The sequence below is a fragment of the Legionella sp. JM-2024 genome, from assembly GCF_055389095.1.
In genome coordinates this window covers 1-18,805 of record NZ_AP039388.1, presented here as the reverse complement: position 1 = coordinate 18,805, position 18,805 = coordinate 1, and the positions used below count along the sequence as shown (strand labels likewise).

Sequence of the window (18,805 nt, the reverse complement as noted above, 5' to 3'; positions counted from 1 at the left end):
CCAAGATATTATCTTATGAAGATTAGCTCGAATAGGCGTCCAAATCTCTAACCAAAATCAATAAAGTAAATTCGACTAAAAATGCCCTTGGCGAAAATCATGTACTGCTTGTGCAATTTCTTCCTGGGTATTCATTACAAAAGGGCCATATCGAGCAATAGGCTCATGAAGTTTAGCCGCAGCGATTAGCAAACAGTGATTTCTTTCTTTATTGCCTTTGCCTTCTATTTGCAGCACTCCACCTTGTTGTGTCAAACTTGCTAAAATCCCTTCATCAACTTGCTGTTTTCCTATCTTCACCGCACCTTGAATAACAAAAAGTATTGCTTGATAATCATCAGGAATCGTTTGTTGAATAGACACATCCCCGGGAAGAGTAATATCTAAAAACAAAGGTCGAGTTGCAATCTCCCTAACTGGCGAACTCAATCCTTGATCAGTAGTACCTGCTATTACTTTGATTGTCGCACCTGACTTCTTTACCTCTATGGGCAATTGATCCGATAATTTTTCCTGATAATGCGGTTCACGCATTTTCTCTGCTGCAGGTAAATTTAACCACAACTGCAAGCCCTGTAAACGACCAGTTGAAGACGATGGCATTTCCGAATGAATAATTCCTTTTCCAGCGGTCATCCATTGAACATCGCCAGCATTGATGACTCCTTTGTTGCCTTTATTATCCTCATGTATAATGCATCCCTCCATCAAATAAGTAATCGTTTCAAATCCGCGATGCGGATGAGGCGGAAATCCAGCAACGTAATCCAATGGATCCGTACTATCAAAATAATCCAAAAGCAATATAGGTTCAAAATCATTAGTCTTGTCAGCGCCAATATACCGGCGTAATTTAACACCAGCACCTTCCCGTATTAAAGTTCCGTGAATTAATTTCTCTACTGCTATTGCCTTCATATCAATCGCTCGTTATTTCCATCATCAATCATTATATAAGATAGTTCAAAATCTTGCGGTTTCCTAATTAAATTACTGTCACTTCACCTATTGGCACACCCAGTTATCAAGGATATGATAAAAATAGACTCTAGGGACAGGAGCAAATTTATGAACACAACGGAACACACAGAATTAGGCAATGGATTACTTCTGGATAATATTGAAGGAAACCCTTATTTGCGGGTAGATGAATTTGGAGTGCTTCATCTACGCCTTCAACGATTTGGAGAAAATAATCTACCCGAACCGATGGAGTTGGAAATGTCGGCCGGGGAGATTATTGCCATGGCAGGCGACTACTTTACCCAGGCTAATTGGACCATGAATTTGGATCTGCCTAAATGCGAACTCTTTGATTCTCCGGTGGAATTGGGAAAATACCTCATTCGTAAACCGATAGACTCTAAAGAAGAAAATGCTTTAATTACTGCATACAATAACCTGGCTGCTCCTGACGTGACTCGAAAGGAAATTGATCGCATTTATTCCATTAACAACGCCACCTATGTACCCTTTTCACCTACTCTGAATTTCTATGCCCAACAACTCATGTATTATTTTCGGGTCAAAGATTATGGTGAAATGCTTGTTCGCAATCAAACTCATTTTACGCCATGGTCCATTCGGGTTTATGTTTTGGGGCACGCTATCGCTTTACGATACGCACGTTTATCCTATGAATTAAAACAATTGGCTGCAGACAATAATTATCAATCAGATAATCCTGATTTGCTTTCTTTAAAGACTTCCTTACAAAATAAAAATGAGCCTCTTTCAAGTAATACCCTAATTGATTTAGCGAATCGTTATCATGCGCAAGCCTATTCAATAGAGTTTTTTACTTTTCATTATTATTCTGATCATTTTGCTACAGGACATATGTCCATGATTGGCGATTTACGAGTCCTATTAAAAGATCGTTTTGGAGTATGGGGCAATATCCTGGCCAATAACATTCATGATGAAGTGAATCGTGTTGGGGTTTATACTATAAGACCATACGACCCGAACCCTAACACAACAGAAGCTCCTTCCCGTGCTCGGGGGGATGGTAAATTTGATACCTGCCTTAATCAATTTAACCGTTTAGCCTGCTTAAATGGCATGACTGCATCACTAAAAGACATAGATCAAGTATTATCAGGAAGCAAAATACCAGGGCAAAAGGACTTTGGCGGTTTAATACATATGCCAGATGTTGATTTTAATTCAAGACAACATCAACCACTGCTTGTTTTAAGTCAAGGTAAAGTATATTACCGCGAACATTTGAGTAAAATTCAAATACTTTCCCCCACAGAATATGAGTCGCTCAGACAAAATCCAGAAAAACATGGGTACAAAGAACTCACAAATAAATGGTCAGCATTTAAGTTAGTTACTAAACTTCGTCTTTTCCCTTATATTTATGATGGCGCAATTGTCCCGGTTTCTGATGAAAAGCTGACTGAAATTATAGCGGATGAAAAACAAAGGAGTCCTCAACGAGCCCCTATTCCTACACCATCATGTATTCCTGAACCCGAACCAACTGTATTCGACTGGCGAACAAAACATGGATGGCGCAACAATAAAGACCAACTGGATATTTTGGACGGATTAAATAAACATAGCGTATTAAGGTTGAAACGAACTCGTCCTGTTCAAGAAGAAGAGACAGAAGAAATTCAGATGAATTTGGGAGTCTGATTGTTTCCTGATAAACTAGTGACCTGAGTATTGTTACCTATTTAAATTTTAACAACACATTTTAATATGTCTTAATGTTATGTGAGTTCACTACTTGCTTAGGTTGAACTCACATAAAAATATAAACCCTATAATTTCGATTATTCAAGAGGTGATCATGAACCGCTTAATTTCTACTTTTTTATACCTACTGATTTTAGCAATCACCACCTTCACTGTCCACGCAGAAACACTTTTAAAGGACACCCGCGGTCACAGTTTTCCTTTTTCATCACTGAAGGGGAAATGGGTCTTTATCAACTATTGGGCAAGTTGGTGTGAAACATGCGTCGATGAAATCCCTGAATTTAATCGTTTTTACAAGAACCATAAAAACGATTCGGTAGCCTTATATGCCGTAAACTACGATGCTCTTCCTTTACTAGAACAACAATTATTAATTAAGAAATTGAACATCAACTACCCTAACTTGTTAAAAGATCCCGCTCGAGATTTAGAGCTGGGAGATATTACAGGGGTTCCAGTAACTTTTGTCTTTAATCCAAAAGGCCAATTAGTTAAAAAGTTATATGGAGGACAAACTGCTAAAACATTGGAGAAGGTCATCGTTGACAACAAAGCAACCTAAAGCAAGTAATTATTGAAACTATTCTTTAGCTATTATTGCTTTACATTTCACCATCCTCGTGATTAACCCATCATCCCGAGTGTCAACGAGAGATCTCCGGAAAGTAGCCTCGAGCTAATGCCATGGAGGTCCCTCGTTAACACTCGGTATGACAACCTCATACTGTAAATACTCAATTAAAACAGTCGTCGTCAAGATGAAAACTACTGCATCATTCATGGAAACAAACGCCGTTTTTGATCAACCGTAATCCTAATCCTCATTAACCAATCGCCATTATCATCAACATATTCTTTTAATACGGCTCCCAGTTGGTATAATTGCGCTCGTAATTTCGCCTGGTTGGGTTTAATAACAATATCCTCAATTAGAATCTTTCCATGTAATTGAGTAGCTATCGCTTCTTTTAAAAGCCCGAGCCCAGCTCCTGATGTTGCTGATAACCATACTTTGCAAGAGCCCTCGGTATAATCAATTTTAGGTTGCCAACCTTCTTGTAAATCAATTTTATTAAACACTTGAATCACTGGAATATTACTAACCTCTAATTCATCTAACACCTTCTGTACTTCAAAAACAGTTTCACGCCAATTTGGATCTGAAATATCGATTACATGTAATAATAAATCGGCCTGCTGGGTTTCCTCTAAGGTGGCGCGAAATGCCTCTACTAAATGATGGGGAAGATCCCGAATAAACCCTACAGTATCCGCTAAAATAGCAGACGAAGAGCCTGGCAAATCCAGTTTGCGCATGGTTGGATCCAATGTTGCAAACAACTGATCGGCAACATAAGTACTTTCCCCCGTTAACGCATTAAATAAAGTGGACTTCCCGGCATTGGTATAACCAACTAAAGAAATAGTAGGCATGGAAGCTTTCCGCCTGGCCTGTCTGTTTTGATCACGACTGCAACGTACTTTTCCCAGTCGTTTGTTAATGTAGCGTATTCGCTCTCTTAACAAACGTCGGTCCGTTTCCAATTGGGTTTCTCCTGGGCCGCGTAAACCGATCCCTCCCTTTTGTCTTTCCAAATGGGTCCATCCACGAATGAGCCTTGTTGATAAATGTTGCAATTGGGCGAGTTCAACTTGAAGTTTTCCCTCAAAAGTACGAGCCCTCTGAGCAAAAATATCCAGAATTAAACCGCTTCTATCAACAACTCGACACCCAAACAATCTTTCCAGGTTTCTTTCCTGGGATGGGGATAATTCATGATTGATCAGTACCAGCTCGGCATCCAACACGCTAACCAGATGTGCTATTTCCTCCGCTTTCCCCTTCCCTACATAATACTTGGCATCAGGGGTAGCGCGGGTACCTAATACACAATCCAACACTTCAGCCTTCGCTGAAAGTGCAAGCTCTTCAAACTCGGCCAATGCCTTATCAGCATCAACTCCAGGGAGAGCTAACTGTACTAAAACAGCTCGCTCACCACCTTGTGGACGTTCAAACACTACCTAAATCCTAAAAAAGAAAGTCACTAGTCTGCCACAGTTCCCTCTTCCTCACCAGAGCCTTCTTCCGCAGGAACTTTGATCATACGAGAAGGAACAACGGTTGAAATCGCATGTTTATAAACCATTTGAGTAATCGAGTTTTTCAACATCACTACGTATTGATCAAAAGAATCTATAATTCCATGTAATTTAATACCATTGACCAAAAACACCGAAACAGGTACCTTTTCCTTGCGCAATTCATTTAGGAAAGGGTCTTGTAGTAAATGATTTTTAGACATTGCCTACTCCTTGTTGTTATTGTAATTTTTAAAGGCAAAAACGGGTATCTACATACTTATTCGACACCCTATAATAAAACTTTAGTATATTTTCATGACAGCGTGGTTTGAATTCGTTAATATAGTCAATCGCAATATTTTTTTGCACATCTAGAATCAGCTACTGATGAGTTTATAAGGAGATTTAAATGGGTTTAACTTGTGATGAATTAAAAAGGTTGGAACACCCCTATGAAGTGCTTGGTAATGGTGACGCATTAGCAGAAAACCGTGAAGAATTAAATAAATTATCTAAAGAAGAAAAGTTGGAACTGGCAGCTCGTTTAATTTTGGAGTGCCCTACAGAAGAATTAAGAAGCTTTGCTTTAGCAATGGAAGCATTAAGAGTACCAGCAAATGATAGTGAGAGCTTCCACTCTGTTTTATCCGAGGCCTATGAAGTAAAAAGAAGAATTGTTTCTTTACTTGACCCCAGAAATAAAAATCCTCATTCCATGATATTGGAAAAGGAATTTGATGATGAGTTATTTAACAATTTCAATAAGTTAGCTATTGATGTCTTATCAAATTCTGAGACTGCAATTGCTTTAAGGCTTGCTGAAACGACCCCACCACAAGATCGTTCTCGTGTATCTCAAAACATTAATAATATTTTTCCACAGTCTATATTTGCCACTAAAGTAGGACATGCTTTTGCTATTCGTAGAGATATAGACCGATTATTATTAGGTGATAGACCCGATCAATTCTTTTCAAGCAGAGAATTTAGTATTGATGCTTGTATTGAATTTGCAAATTTATTTAACTTTGGAGATAAAGAAACTTCTATTGCTGGAAAATTAGCTCTTCGAGCTCCATCTGAAACACATGATGACATCTCACAAAAAATAAAGAGTTTCTGTAGCGAAAACAGTGAATTTGCAATAAAAGTACAATCCGCCTTTGCTTTAAGACGAGATATTGATCGTTATTTGTTAGGTAACAATCCGGAGCAGTTTTTCTGCAGTCGTGATTTTAGTGTTGACTTATGTCTTGAGTTTGCAATGTTGTTCCCGGAGCTATTAAAAGGCCACGAGCAATCCATTGGGGAAAAATTAGCCAAGCTGGACACTAAAACTCGTTCAGACATCAGTAGAAAGCTTGAAATGATCAATGGTTCAGCTCATGATCAATCTAGTCCTTTTAGATTAATAGCTTGTGCGATGGTGCCTAAAGAGGAACCTTACTTAAGACCCACTCCCGTTGTATTGCCGCCCAAAGAAGAGGTTACACCCAAGCAAGAGTCTCCTAGCCTACGCAATCGAAATGTTCTGTTTAAAGAGCAATTGGAAGAGCAAAAAAAGAAGAGCTCGCCAATGGAATCTGTTGTTTCAGAGTCTGAGGAGGATGAAGAGAAAGGAAATTGTTGGACCAATTTTTGTGGGTTATTTGGCAAATAAAATATCAGTATTCTCGCCCTTGCTTAAGCAAGGGCAACTTTACACTTTTTTACCCATTCTTTACACAACCCCCCGCAATAAATCGTGTTAGTATTTTCTAGTAATTCATTTAAGTATTGTGAGCAAAAAATAAATCGAGATTGAATTAAAACGCAAAATTTGCTTTGGGTAAGCAAAGTGAGATGTTTTTACGTATTTATCTTTCAACAAGCATCTCGTGTTGCTCCAAGAGAAAACAAAGTACAACAACTCATTAAAATAGTATTTTTAAATTGGTAATTAGGAATTAATTAAAATTAATGCTAGTACAATAAGCACTTTTTTTGATAATATAGCTGGATTTTTAATCTGTCGTAACGGTTCTATTTTTTTGATAAGGATAAAGATATTCCAATTCGGCATAAAAAGTAAATTTAAGATCATTTCAACTGGGAACTCTAATGAAAGAAAATAAACTAACGGTAGCATTGGTTCAAGAACAATGGCATGAAAACCCCAAAGAACATCAAGACAAATTGGCTTCGGGTATATTTTCAGCAGCTCAACGTGGAGCAAAACTCGTTTGTTTACAAGAGCTTACCTTAAGTCCTTATTTCTGTACTCGCTCAGACGTTGATCCATCACCCTTCATGGAGGATATTACGACTGGACCTACTGCACAATTTGTCAGTCAAATGGCAAAAGCACACAAAATCTATATTACGGCATCGCTTTTTGAAAAGGCTGGTTACAATACTGCGGTAGCTTTTAACACTCAGGGCGAATTAATCGCAGTAACCAGAAAGCAACATATACCCAGTGGTGAAAAGTATCATGAGGACTTTTATTTTAAACCCGGCGATTCTAATTATCCTGTGCACACCATTGCTGGACATCAATTCGGGTTGCCAACTTGCTATGACCAGTGGTTTCCGGAATTATCAAGAATTTATGGATTAAAGGGAGCAGAAATTCTGGTATACCCCACAGCAATCGGAGGAGAGCCAACCGCCCCAGGATTTGATAGTCAACCTATGTGGCAGAAGGTGATGGTTGCTCAGGGAATTATGAGTAATACCTTCATTATTGCAGTCAATCGCATAGGATGCGAAGACGATTTACAGTTTTATGGAAGTAGTTTTATCAGTACTCCTATGGGAGAAATTTTAGCACAAGCACCAAGAAGTGAGCCTGCTGTATTAGTTGCTGAATTAGACTTTAGCCAACGTGATTTGTGGGGACGATTGTTTCCATTTTCCCGACAACGAGAACCCGAGACTTACCTTGAATTAGTCAAATCCCGTTAATCCCTTTTGGAAAATCAGAATGAACAATAATACTCTGTCAGATGAAAATCTTTATAACATTGAAAATTGGGGTGAGGGATATTTCAGAATTAACTCCAAGGGAAACATCGAAATTAGTAAAAAACCTGGTAATCAGGGAGTCGAACTGCAAGCAATAATTGATGCCGCTGATCGGGCTGGATTACATTTGCCTTTGCTGATCCGTTGTAGTGATATCTTGCATGATAGAGTCCAAAGAATTTATCAAGCCTTTACTCAAGCCAGAGAAGACTCTGATTATGCTGGTAATTATCAATTGGTTTATCCAATTAAAGTAAACCAGGAACAAAGTGTGGTGCGGGAACTATTAAAATCACCTGATAATCGAATTGGATTAGAAGCCGGCAGTAAACCAGAGTTAATGGCAGTCATAGGCATGTTGGGTGATCAGCAAAGTACTATTGTTTGTAACGGCTATAAGGACAACAGCTACATTCGTACAGCTCTTATTGCCCAACAAATGGGGCATAATGTCTTCATCGTTATTGAAAAAAAATCCGAATTAGACATCATTTTAAAAGAATCGGCACGACTTCAAGTAAAACCAACCTTGGGTGTACGTATAAGGCTGGTCAGCAAGAGTGCAGGCAAGTGGGAAAATACTGGCGGGGTTAAATCCAAGTTTGGATTAAATGCCAAACAAGTGCTTGAATTAATTTTTCAATTGAAAGCTAATGATATGCTGGATTGCTTGCAGTTAATGCACTGTCATTTGGGTTCACAAATAGCCAACATCCATGACATACGACATTGTATGCAAGAAGTAGCCAGATATTATATTGAACTCCGCCAACTTAATGCCCCCATCAATACCATTGATGTCGGTGGAGGGCTGAGTGTGGATTATGAAGGAACCCGATCCAATAAGGGCTGTTCAATGAACTACAGTCTTATTGAGTATGCTACCCATATTATGTTGGCCTTAAAGCATTTATGCCAGGAATCCGAAATACCAGAACCTGATCTTATCTCCGAATCGGGCCGTGCATTGACAGCACATCATGCTGTATTAATTTCCAATATTACGGATATAGAGATCATTAATAAAGCGCCTGTTCTTCCTGAAATATCTGAAGACGACTCTCATGTCATTCGCGATATTTATGATACTTACCAAGCCATCACCGATAGCTCACCTACAGAAATATATAACTACGCGGCACATTCGCTTAATGAAGCCCATTCCCTTTTTAAACATGGTGTTATAAGTCTACAGGAAAAAGCTAAAGTAGAAGCCTTTTACACCAACATTTGCATGGAGATTAAAGACAAACTGGATGAGGAAAACCCCAGTGAAATGGCCTTATTGATGAGAATCAATGAATGCATGGCCGCTAAAATATTTTGTAATATCTCTTTTTTCCAATCCATCCCTGATGCCTGGGCGATTGGCCAGATTTTTCCAGTAGCGCCGATTTCTCAATTGGATAGAACTCTGAGCATGCATAGTATACTGCAGGATTTAACCTGCGATTCAGACGGTACCATTAAACAGTACCCTGGAAGCTCCTGCGTTACTACTACATTAATGCTGCCATCGTATGATGTAAATAATCCTTATAACATAGGGTTTTTCCTGGTTGGAGCTTATCAAGAAATATTAGGTAATTTGCATAATCTGTTTGGAGATACTAATTCTTTAGACGTAAAACTTTCCGATGATGGGCAGTTTGAACTAAATGATCTGGTCAGTGGCGACACAGTAACAAATGTGTTAAATTTTGCACACTTTGATACAAAAAAATTAATTCAGTCTTATGAAAAGCAATTAATAAAATCAGAACTACCCAAAGAAAAAACGCTTTCCTACTTGAATGAATTAAGAAGCATTTTTTCTCAATTAACCTATCTTGATGGAAATGTAGCGCAGTGATTATGAAAACAACACCAAAAGAATATGAGTTTTACATGCCAGCTGAATGGTATCCCCATGAACGATGCTGGATGGCATGGCCATGTCATCAAAACACCTGGTCAAAAATAGGTTTAGATAGAGCGAGGATAGCCTATGCGCGTGTTGCAAACGCTATCGCTCAATTTGAGCCGGTCACTTTATTAGTAAATCCAGGAGATGAAAAATCTGCCAAAAATCTATGTGGAAATAATATTGATATAATCCCTTTGCCATTAAATGATTCCTGGACAAGAGATACTGGGGCTACCTTTTTAATTAATCAAACCATGCAATTGGCGGGCGTTGATTGGATCCATAATGCTTGGGGTGGAAATTATTTTGATTGCCTGTTAGATAATCAAATTGCTACTGAAATTATAAAATATACCAATGCTCAATACTTCCATGCTCCATTGGTTATGGAGGGTGGTTCCTTCCATGTGGATGGAGAGGGAACCGTTTTAACAAGCAAAGAATGTTTGCTAAATGCGAATCGTAACCCTAATTTATCCCAGCAAGCTATAGAACAATACCTTCGTGATTATTTAGGAGCAGAGCATATTATTTGGCTTAATAAAGGTTTAATAGGCGATGAAACAGATGGGCACGTCGATGAAATTGCCACTTTTATTGCTCCAGGAAAGGTATTATGCCTAATTACTAAAGACAAAAACGATCCTAATTATCACAATTTACAGGAAAATCTTGAAATTCTTAAATCATCGACAGATGCGAAAGGACGTCCTCTGGAAGTGCATACGATAGAGCAACCACCAGCCACTTATCTTGATGGAGAGAGACTCACCCTGTCTTATATTAACTTTTATTTGGCTAATCAGGGGATTGTCATGCCCGCTTTTGGCCATGAGTCGTACGATAATTCGGCCTTTCAATTATTTGCCCAGTTATTCCCTAACTACCAAATTACTCAAATTGATGCTTTGGATGTATTCGCAGGTGGTGGTGGGATACACTGCATAACACAACAACAACCAAAATCTCGGTAATAAACACTGTAGTCTCTTTAGAGAGACTACAAAAAAACTTACTATATGATCAAGACTTCAATTTGATTATAACGGATACTTATTGTTTTTGTCCTGGAATTTGTCCTGGCCAGTCAAAGGTTAGAAACCATGATAGTCCAGAGAGAGACAATGCCACCCAAGAATTGAGAAATTTCTTACATCTCGATGCTCATTCCGCTCAGTGACAGCAATCGCCTATTGGTTAATACTTGAGTTGTAAAGGGATGACATGGATATGTCTGACAGGAGGTCAACTAAGGGACCAGTACAAAGGATGTACTTCGCTGCAAGGATGCAGCACTTATAAGTTTTTCATGCTATTGCGATCCTTGCTTAATACTTTCTGAATCATTGCTACCATTTTTATATAACATTTATGATGACTATTTCATCATATTCTTAATTTGTAACAGCTTAGGTAGTCTAGTATTTTTTGCTTAACACAAGGGCAATCCTTTTTCTTTCCAACACTCAAATAAATTCTTAACATCATCGTAAAGATTAACTTGCTGTATGATAGACATTTTTCTTTTGGAAAGTGGTTTTATTAGTTCATCATATAGGAGATCATCATCAAAACCATATTCAGCAGCACATTTACGATCTGCGATAAAATAGCACTGATTGATGCCAGACCAATGGATAGCGGCAAGACACATTGGGCATGGCTCCGAGGTACAATATATGATGCTTGAATCCAACCGATGTGTTGCTAATTGTTTTGAGGCGATTCTAATCGCATTCATTTCAGCATGGCACGTTGCATCATTTTCTTTTAAAACGGTATCATGTGCTAAAGCAATAATCTGACCTTTATTTACAACACAAGCGCCAAAAGGGGCTCCGTCACCATTTTCGATGCCTTGCATAGCTTCGTTTAATGCTAACCCAAAATAAGTATTCATTTTCAGTATGTTCTCGCTAATATTGAATAAGCTTGGAGGGATTTGGGCTTCGCTTTATTGCGAAGCGCCTACTTGAAATTGTGTTAGATTGTCGTTAAATATCTATATTTTCAGCATCCAAGGCATTGGCCTCAATAAAATCTCTCCGTGGCTCTACATTGTCTCCCATCAATGTTGTGAAGATTTCATCTGCAGCTACTGCATCTTCGATGCTCACCTGCAACATTCTCCTGACTTCAGGATCCATTGTAGTTTCCCACAATTGCTCAGGATTCATTTCACCAAGACCTTTATAGCGTTGTATGGTTTGTCCTTTTTTGGCTTCTTCCATTAGCCAATTAAGTACTTGCTCAAAATTTTCCACTGATAAAGACTTATCTCCGCGCTGAATATAAGCCCCTTCTTCAATTAAACTGGATAGCTTATGGCCTAGATCAATCATTTCCCTATAATCTTTGGATGAGAAAAATTCAACCTGCATTGGAATAAAATTTTCTGTACCATGTTGGGAAATCGAAATTATTGGACTGTACTGATTGCTTTCTGTGAGTGTTTGAACATCTACTTTGTATTGTTCGGTTTTGCTGTCCACTTGTTGCAAACTCAAGTGTAATTGCTTACACCAGTTTTCTATTTTATTCTGGTTACTGAAATCTTCATTATGCAGCATCGGCATATATGCCACTCGTTTTAAAATATCAGCTGGATATCTTCTTTTGTATCGTTTGATAATCTTCTCGACTCTTCTAAAATGATGAACCAGCTCTTCTAATGATTTCGCTGAGATTGCTGGCACCTCTTTGGCCGGGTAAAAAACTGCCCCATCCAATGCGCATTGAGTCAAATAATCAAACAGAGCTTCATCATCTTTAACGTATTGCTCCTGTTTTCCACGCTTCACTTTGTACAAAGGTGGTTGTGCAATGTAGATATAGCCCCTCTCTAACAACTCTCTGGTTTGTCTATAGAAAAAAGTCAATAGCAATGTTCTTATATGAGAACCATCCACGTCCGCGTCGGTCATGATGATTATTCTATGATAACGCACCTTGTCAGGATCATATTCATCAGGACCAATTCCACAACCCAGAGCAGTGATCAAAGTGGCAACTTCTTGAGAAGAAAGCATCTTATCAAATCGGGCTTTTTCGACGTTGAGGATTTTACCTTTGAGAGGTAAGATGGCTTGAAATTTCCTGTCACGTGCTTGTTTAGCTGAACCACCTGCCGAGTCACCCTCAACCAAATATAATTCAGAAAGAGCTGGGTCTTTTTCCTGACAGTCTGCCAATTTACCTGGCAGTCCTGCAATATCCAGTGCACCTTTACGGCGAGTCATTTCACGAGCGCGACGCGCAGCCTCTCTCGCTCTGGCTGCATCAATAATTTTAGCTACTATGGCTTTGGCAGAGGAAGGGTTTTCCAGAAGAAAATCATTGAGTTTTTCTGCTACGCAGGATTCCACTGCAGGCTTTACTTCGGATGACACTAATTTGTCTTTTGTTTGCGATGAAAATTTTGGATCAGGTACTTTGACTGAAAGAACAGCTGTTAATCCTTCACGTGCGTCATCGCCAGTTGGTGATACTTTAGCTTTTTTTGCATACCCCTCATTTTCAATATAATTATTTAATGTTCGGGTTAATGCCGCTCTAAAGCCAGCCATATGTGTTCCACCATCACGCTGTGGGATATTATTGGTAAAACAAAATATTGTCTCTTGATAAGAGTCATTCCACTGCATTGCCAATTCAATCACAATTCCATCTTTTTCAGCATTCATTGAAAAAACAAGCGGATGAATCGGGGTTTTATTTTTATTAAGGTGTTCAACAAATGCTTGTATTCCACCCTCATAATGGAAAGTATCCTTTTTTTGCGTTCTTTCATCATGCAAATGAATGCAGACACCTGAATTTAAGTACGATAACTCCCTTAATCTTTTAGCCAAAATATCATAATGAAACTCAATATTGGTGAAGGTATCAGCGCTGGGTTTAAACCAGATTTGCGTACCTGTAGAATTTGATTCACCGGTTTCTGTGATTGGGGCATCAGGAACTCCGTGTCTGTAATGCTGTTCGTGGACTTTTCCATGTCTGCGTACTAACAGATGTAATTCTTCAGAGAGCGCGTTAACTACTGATACCCCCACTCCATGTAGACCTCCGGATACTTTATATGAATTATCATCGAATTTTCCTCCGGCATGCAGCACTGTCATAATAACTTCTGCAGCTGATTTTCCTTCTTCTTTATGAATATCAACGGGTATACCGCGACCATCGTCTTTCACGGTAATGGATTCATCGCTATGGATAGTAACGAAAATTTCTTTACAATAACCTGCAAGGGATTCATCTATTGAGTTATCTACCACTTCAAAAACCATATGATGCAAACCGGTACCGTCATCGGTATCACCAATGTACATACCTGGTCTTTTTCTTACTGCATCTAAACCCTTTAAGACTTTAATATTGTTTGAATCATAACTGGCGTCTACGCTCATCAGCTGCCCTCTTGCCGTATTATGCTATTAAATAGTGTTATTATACCATCTTTTCAGATTGGTTTATATCTTATGTCTCACTTTGGTGTGCAACTCTTGGATAAGCAATATGGTATTTGTTGCCTAAGCAATAATTCTCTATTTTAGAGTTTTATACCATTTTGACTATTGCCTATACGAGAATCGCATCCTGCACTTTAAATTTGCTTTAATATACCCAAGAAATTGCAAAATTCTCTATTTATTCCATTGCCTTCTTGAACTTTTGCTTATTACGGCGAAACTTAACAATAAATGATAATTTAATTACATTTGTATACAGACCAAAATCATACCATTTTGAGTTAATTCAATGCCATTATTCTACTCTAATTATTGTCGTCCTTTTCCAAGCTCAGGATGGAATCTGGTTGTTTATTTTCCGGGCTAAATATAATTGCAGTTTTAATTTTTAATCTTTGATAAATATATCTGATCATTAAAAATTTCTTCAAGTATTTTTATTCAGGATGTTTCACCACTGTAATTTCTCTGTCTAACATTAATTACTATCGATTGTTATAATAATTGGTTTCGCTTAATATTCGTTTTTCTTCGTTTAGTTCGTATTAAATCATTTACTTTTTGATTGTTTACTCAGGTTTTAGCTCTGTGTAATCTTTTCTTAACCTTAGCAATATGGAAGACGTATTTATCATATCTTTTTTTTGTGTTTCTTATTCTATGTTGTCTGTGTTTCATATTTATGATTAGCAACACTCACTCACTTTACTACACAGTTTACGTATCCTTTTCCTATATAAACCTAATGGTATCTCTAGTTTTTTAATGTATTATTTTTATTGAAATGATTGTTACAGAGGCTTTGTTTTCTTATTTTATCCTTCAGTACGAAATATTTTTTTCGTTGTTTTTAATGAGATTATTCTATTAGTCGAATTGAGGGGTAGTAAATGATATTAAATATTTTAATAAATTCAGGTTCTATTCTATTTAATTTAATAAATCATGTTTCACGTGAAACGTATTACATATTTATTTAAATGAAACACACAAATTACCATTGTTTATTTCATACAAATTAAAGGAACTTAGGGGGTATACCTTGTCCATACCAATGCTCTGTAAATTGGTTATAACAAACTGACCGCGATGGTAATTAAAATACTCAAGGAGCTTAGTTTGATGTATATTATCCAATTCCGCACAAAAATCATCAAAAAGATAAAGACAGTCATTATTAAGTAAATGTCCTTGAGCTAGCTTGAGGGCAATTAAAATCATTTTTTGTTGTCCACGTGAAAATGAATGCTTAACTTTGTATTGATCAGCATTGAGAAATAAATCAGCTTGATGAGGGCCATTTTGTGTATATAATTTATTTCTATCACTTTCAAAAGATTCTTCAAGTATAATCTGCAAATCTTTACCAGTATTTCTTTTGTCCCAACCTTTATAATATTCTATGGAGCATGAAATATTCGCTAGCTCAGTGATCAATTGATAGAACTGATTTCGCCATTGAATAAAATACTCATTTCGTACTGAATCCAAAGCGTTAGCTAATTGATTTAACTGCTGATCCCAAGGGATAAAATGTTTATACAATGTACATGATCTCAATAAAGCATTTCTTTGCTTTAATACGCGCTTATATTCCTTCCAAAGAGTAAAATAATCATGTTTCACGTGAAACAATCCCCAATCCAATAAACCTCTTCGCACTGAAGGTCCAGCATCAATAATTTGAAAAACATCAGAATAGATAACTTGGCAAGGAAGAGCATAAGCAATTTGACTTGTTGTAGAACAAAACTGATTATTTAGCTTAATCTGAGTAGCATCTGACAAAGATTTTTGAACGCTAATGCTACCCTCATCTTGAGATCGAGCAAAAACATTAAGTGTATTGTATCCATAAGAAATGATAGGAGCTACTTCTCGAGATCGAAAAGAATGCCCGCAACTTAACATATGAAGAGCCTCTAAAATAGAGGTTTTACCACCACCATTAGGACCAGTAATAACATTAAATCTGGGATTTAATGATAGATGAGCTGATATGATATTACGGAAATTATGAATTTTTACTTCTGTTAAAATCATATTTTCATAGGCATAATAATGTATTGATAATTATCATTAGCTAATGATTCAATTAAAATACTACTTTCAGTATTAGACATAGATAAACGAATTTGACCATCAGAAAAATGAGTCAAGACATCCAACAAATATGTAGCATTGAGTCCAATCTTGAGTTCATCACCTTGTGTTTCAGCAATCAATGTTTCCACCGCTTCTTCTTGCTCATTATTATTAGCTATTAATGTTAACTGTCCAGGTTGTAGATGAAATAATACAGCTTTTGACTTTTCATGAGCCAAGATAACAATACGCGATAAAGACCGTTTAAGAGTAGCACAGTCAATAATAATTTGTTTGTCCTGATCTCGAGGTATAGCTTTAGCATAAGGTGGGAATCGAGCTTCTATTAATTTAGACAAGAATACAAACTGATTACTAATCAGTTTAATGTGTGATTTACCTGCTGAAACTAAAACATTCTCATCATTAATACAATTTAATAATCGTAATAACTCTTGCACCCCTTTCTTAGGCAATAACAACTTAGTCTGATTAACATTATCACAATGATAGCGGGAAATAGCCATTCTGTGCCCATCGGTAGCAACGGCTGAGATAAGATTGGATTCAAATTCAAGAAGCAAACCATTTAAAAAAACACGAACGTCTTGTTGTGACATAGCAAAATGAGTTGATTGTAAGAGTTGGAATAAAACCATACGGGGGATAGTTAACTCAACTTCGTTACATTCGTCTTCACTCACAGGATAATTTTCTGCAGGCAAAGTAGCTAACTTAAATAGACTTCGACCCTGTTTTATTGATACTAAATTATTATCAAAAATAATAGAAGGACTAGTATTTTCGTCCAGTGAACGAATGATATCAATAAATTTCTTAGCAGGAACAGTAATAGAACCTGTAGTTTGATTAGAATCACACGCTACCTGAGTAGATATTTCAATTTCCAAATCAGTAGCAGTAATAAATAATAAGTCATCAGTCAATTTCAATAAAAAATGAGACAAAATAGCCAGAGATTGTTTCTTATCCACTGCTCCGGCAACAGTAAGCAAGGGAGCAATAAGTTCTTCTTTTTTAATAGTTAACTCAAACAAGATAGACTCCAAATCAAGAAGATAAAATTCGCATTAAATTTTTATAATCTTCAGCAAAATCACTATCGTCCTGAATTAATTCTTTGACCTTTCTACAGGCATGAATAACCGTAGTATGATCCTTACCACCAAAGTGGTCTCCAATTTCAGGCAAACTATGATTAGTCAACTCTTTACTCAAAGCCATGGCCATTTGTCTTGGTCTAGCTATTGAACGACTTCGACGCTTGGAAAGCAAATCGGCTACTTTTACTTTATAATACTCAGCTACTGTTTTTTGAATATTCTCAATAGTCACCAACTTATCTTGTAAAGCCAAAAGGTCACGTAAAGCCTCATGTACAAATTCGATAGTAATAGGTTTACCAGTAAAATGGGCATTAGCAATAACACGTCGTAACGCCCCTTCCAGTTCTCTGACATTGGATCGAATACGTTTTGCTATAAAAAAAGCCACCTCATAGGGCAATTCGATATTAGATTGCTCTGCTTTACTAATTAAGATAGCGACTCTAGTTTCCAATTCAGGGGGCTCAACAGCTACAGTCAATCCCCATCCAAATCTAGATTTTAAACGCTCTTCCATACCTTCTATTTCTTTAGGATATCGATCGCTGGTCAATATAATTTGTTGTTGCCCTTCTAATAAAGCATTAAAAGTATGGAAAAACTCTTCTTGAGATCTATCCTTTCCAGCAAAAAATTGAATGTCATCAATAAGTAATGCATTTAATGAACGGTAGAATCGCTTAAATTCATTAATGGAATTAGTTTGCAACGCTTTAACCATATCAGCTACGAATCGTTCAGAATGCAAATACAACACTTTTGCTTCAGGATTATTTTTCAAAATGCTATTACCAATAGCATGCATTAAATGAGTCTTTCCTAAGCCCACTCCACCATAAATAAATAACGGGTTGTAAGCATCGCCTGGGCGTTCTGCTACCTGCATGGAAGCAGCGCGAGCTAACTGATTTGAATTTCCTTCTACAAAGCTATCAAAAACAAATTTTTTATTTAAATGACTGCTTTTGTAATCTACAGCTTTTTTAGAAGATGACTTTAATGATTGGGTATTAGGAACAGAATTAATAGATATTTCAACAGGAGTACTAATGTTTTCAACAGCTTTACTGCCTACTTCAATAGAAATAGTTTTTATATCATCACCACAAAACTGTTTTATCAACTCTTCAATACGAGAAAAAAAATGTTTTCTAACCCAGTCAACAACAAAACGATTAGGTGCTAATAAAATTAAACGTTGCTCGTCTGTATAGGCTTGTAAAGGACGCAACCAAGTATTGAATTGCTGAGCAGAAAATTCATCTTGTAACAAACCTAAACATTTTTGCCAAGCAGTAGTTGACACAAAAATAACTCCTAATTAAACAAGGGTGGTAAAAGAATATTTAAAACCATCTGTCCACAGTTTTAAATATTGCCATTGAAAGTACTCAATCAGCAAGACA

Annotated in this window: 14 protein-coding genes; 6 read left to right on the top strand and 8 right to left on the bottom strand. The window is 37.2% G+C overall.

The genetic code is table 11. From position 1 onward, the window contains the following. Positions 1–75 precede the first annotated feature (75 nt). The gene (locus ACZ5EK_RS00070; RefSeq protein WP_464430719.1) at positions 76–918 is read right to left on the bottom strand and encodes a pirin family protein; all 843 of its coding nucleotides are present in this window, start codon (positions 916–918) and stop codon (positions 76–78) included. 150 nt (positions 919–1,068) lie between these two features. Here ACZ5EK_RS00070 and ACZ5EK_RS00065 point away from each other — a divergent pair, with 150 nt between their 5' ends. Together ACZ5EK_RS00065 and ACZ5EK_RS00060 are read left to right on the top strand one after the other, a co-directional pair. Further along, on the top strand, positions 1,069–2,649 hold the full coding sequence (locus ACZ5EK_RS00065; RefSeq protein WP_464430718.1) for a type IV secretion protein Dot: 1,581 nt from the start codon (positions 1,069–1,071) through the stop codon (positions 2,647–2,649). Between the two features lie 157 nt (positions 2,650–2,806). Further along, a complete protein-coding gene (locus ACZ5EK_RS00060) occupies positions 2,807–3,277 on the top strand; it encodes a TlpA disulfide reductase family protein (protein ID WP_464430716.1) in 471 nt (156 codons plus the stop codon). Between the two features lie 215 nt (positions 3,278–3,492). Here ACZ5EK_RS00060 and hflX read toward each other — a convergent pair whose 3' ends face one another. After that, the gene (hflX, locus tag ACZ5EK_RS00055; protein ID WP_464430714.1) at positions 3,493–4,737 is read right to left on the bottom strand and encodes a ribosome rescue GTPase HflX; all 1,245 of its coding nucleotides are present in this window, start codon (positions 4,735–4,737) and stop codon (positions 3,493–3,495) included. Between the two features lie 26 nt (positions 4,738–4,763). Beyond that, positions 4,764–5,021 carry an RNA chaperone Hfq gene (hfq, locus tag ACZ5EK_RS00050; RefSeq protein ID WP_464430713.1) on the bottom strand — a complete coding sequence of 86 codons (258 nt, stop codon included), beginning with the start codon at positions 5,019–5,021 and terminating at the stop codon, positions 4,764–4,766. A gap of 188 nt (positions 5,022–5,209) precedes the next feature. On the opposite strand from hfq, the gene ACZ5EK_RS00045 reads away from it, so the two are divergent. The 4 genes from ACZ5EK_RS00045 to ACZ5EK_RS00030 all read left to right on the top strand — a co-directional run bounded on the left by ACZ5EK_RS00045 (position 5,210) and on the right by ACZ5EK_RS00030 (position 10,686). After that, positions 5,210–6,460 carry a lpg0008 family Dot/Icm T4SS effector gene (locus tag ACZ5EK_RS00045; protein ID WP_464430711.1) on the top strand — a complete coding sequence of 417 codons (1,251 nt, stop codon included), beginning with the start codon at positions 5,210–5,212 and terminating at the stop codon, positions 6,458–6,460. Between the two features lie 440 nt (positions 6,461–6,900). Continuing rightward, the gene (locus ACZ5EK_RS00040; RefSeq protein ID WP_464430709.1) at positions 6,901–7,746 is read left to right on the top strand and encodes a carbon-nitrogen hydrolase; all 846 of its coding nucleotides are present in this window, start codon (positions 6,901–6,903) and stop codon (positions 7,744–7,746) included. Positions 7,747–7,765: 19 nt separating this feature from the next. After that, positions 7,766–9,658, top strand: coding sequence for a biosynthetic arginine decarboxylase (speA, locus tag ACZ5EK_RS00035; protein WP_464430708.1), 1,893 nt, complete (start codon positions 7,766–7,768; stop codon positions 9,656–9,658). Between the two features lie 2 nt (positions 9,659–9,660). After that, a complete protein-coding gene (locus ACZ5EK_RS00030) occupies positions 9,661–10,686 on the top strand; it encodes an agmatine deiminase family protein (protein ID WP_464430706.1) in 1,026 nt (341 codons plus the stop codon). Between the two features lie 458 nt (positions 10,687–11,144). Here ACZ5EK_RS00030 and ACZ5EK_RS00025 read toward each other — a convergent pair whose 3' ends face one another. From ACZ5EK_RS00025 to dnaA, 5 genes are all read right to left on the bottom strand, one after another. Beyond that, a complete protein-coding gene (locus ACZ5EK_RS00025) occupies positions 11,145–11,612 on the bottom strand; it encodes a nucleoside deaminase (protein WP_464430704.1) in 468 nt (155 codons plus the stop codon). Between the two features lie 94 nt (positions 11,613–11,706). Then, positions 11,707–14,124, bottom strand: coding sequence for a DNA topoisomerase (ATP-hydrolyzing) subunit B (gene gyrB / locus ACZ5EK_RS00020; RefSeq protein WP_464430701.1), 2,418 nt, complete (start codon positions 14,122–14,124; stop codon positions 11,707–11,709). A gap of 1,035 nt (positions 14,125–15,159) precedes the next feature. After that, a complete protein-coding gene (gene recF / locus ACZ5EK_RS00015) occupies positions 15,160–16,230 on the bottom strand; it encodes a DNA replication/repair protein RecF (RefSeq protein ID WP_464430699.1) in 1,071 nt (356 codons plus the stop codon). Further along, entirely contained in the window at positions 16,227–17,330 is a 1,104-nt protein-coding gene (gene dnaN / locus ACZ5EK_RS00010; protein ID WP_464430697.1) for a DNA polymerase III subunit beta, read from the bottom strand. Before dnaN ends, recF begins: the two co-directional genes overlap by 4 nt. 13 nt (positions 17,331–17,343) lie before the next feature. Then, entirely contained in the window at positions 17,344–18,705 is a 1,362-nt protein-coding gene (gene dnaA / locus ACZ5EK_RS00005; protein WP_464430695.1) for a chromosomal replication initiator protein DnaA, read from the bottom strand. Positions 18,706–18,805: the final 100 nt, after the last annotated feature.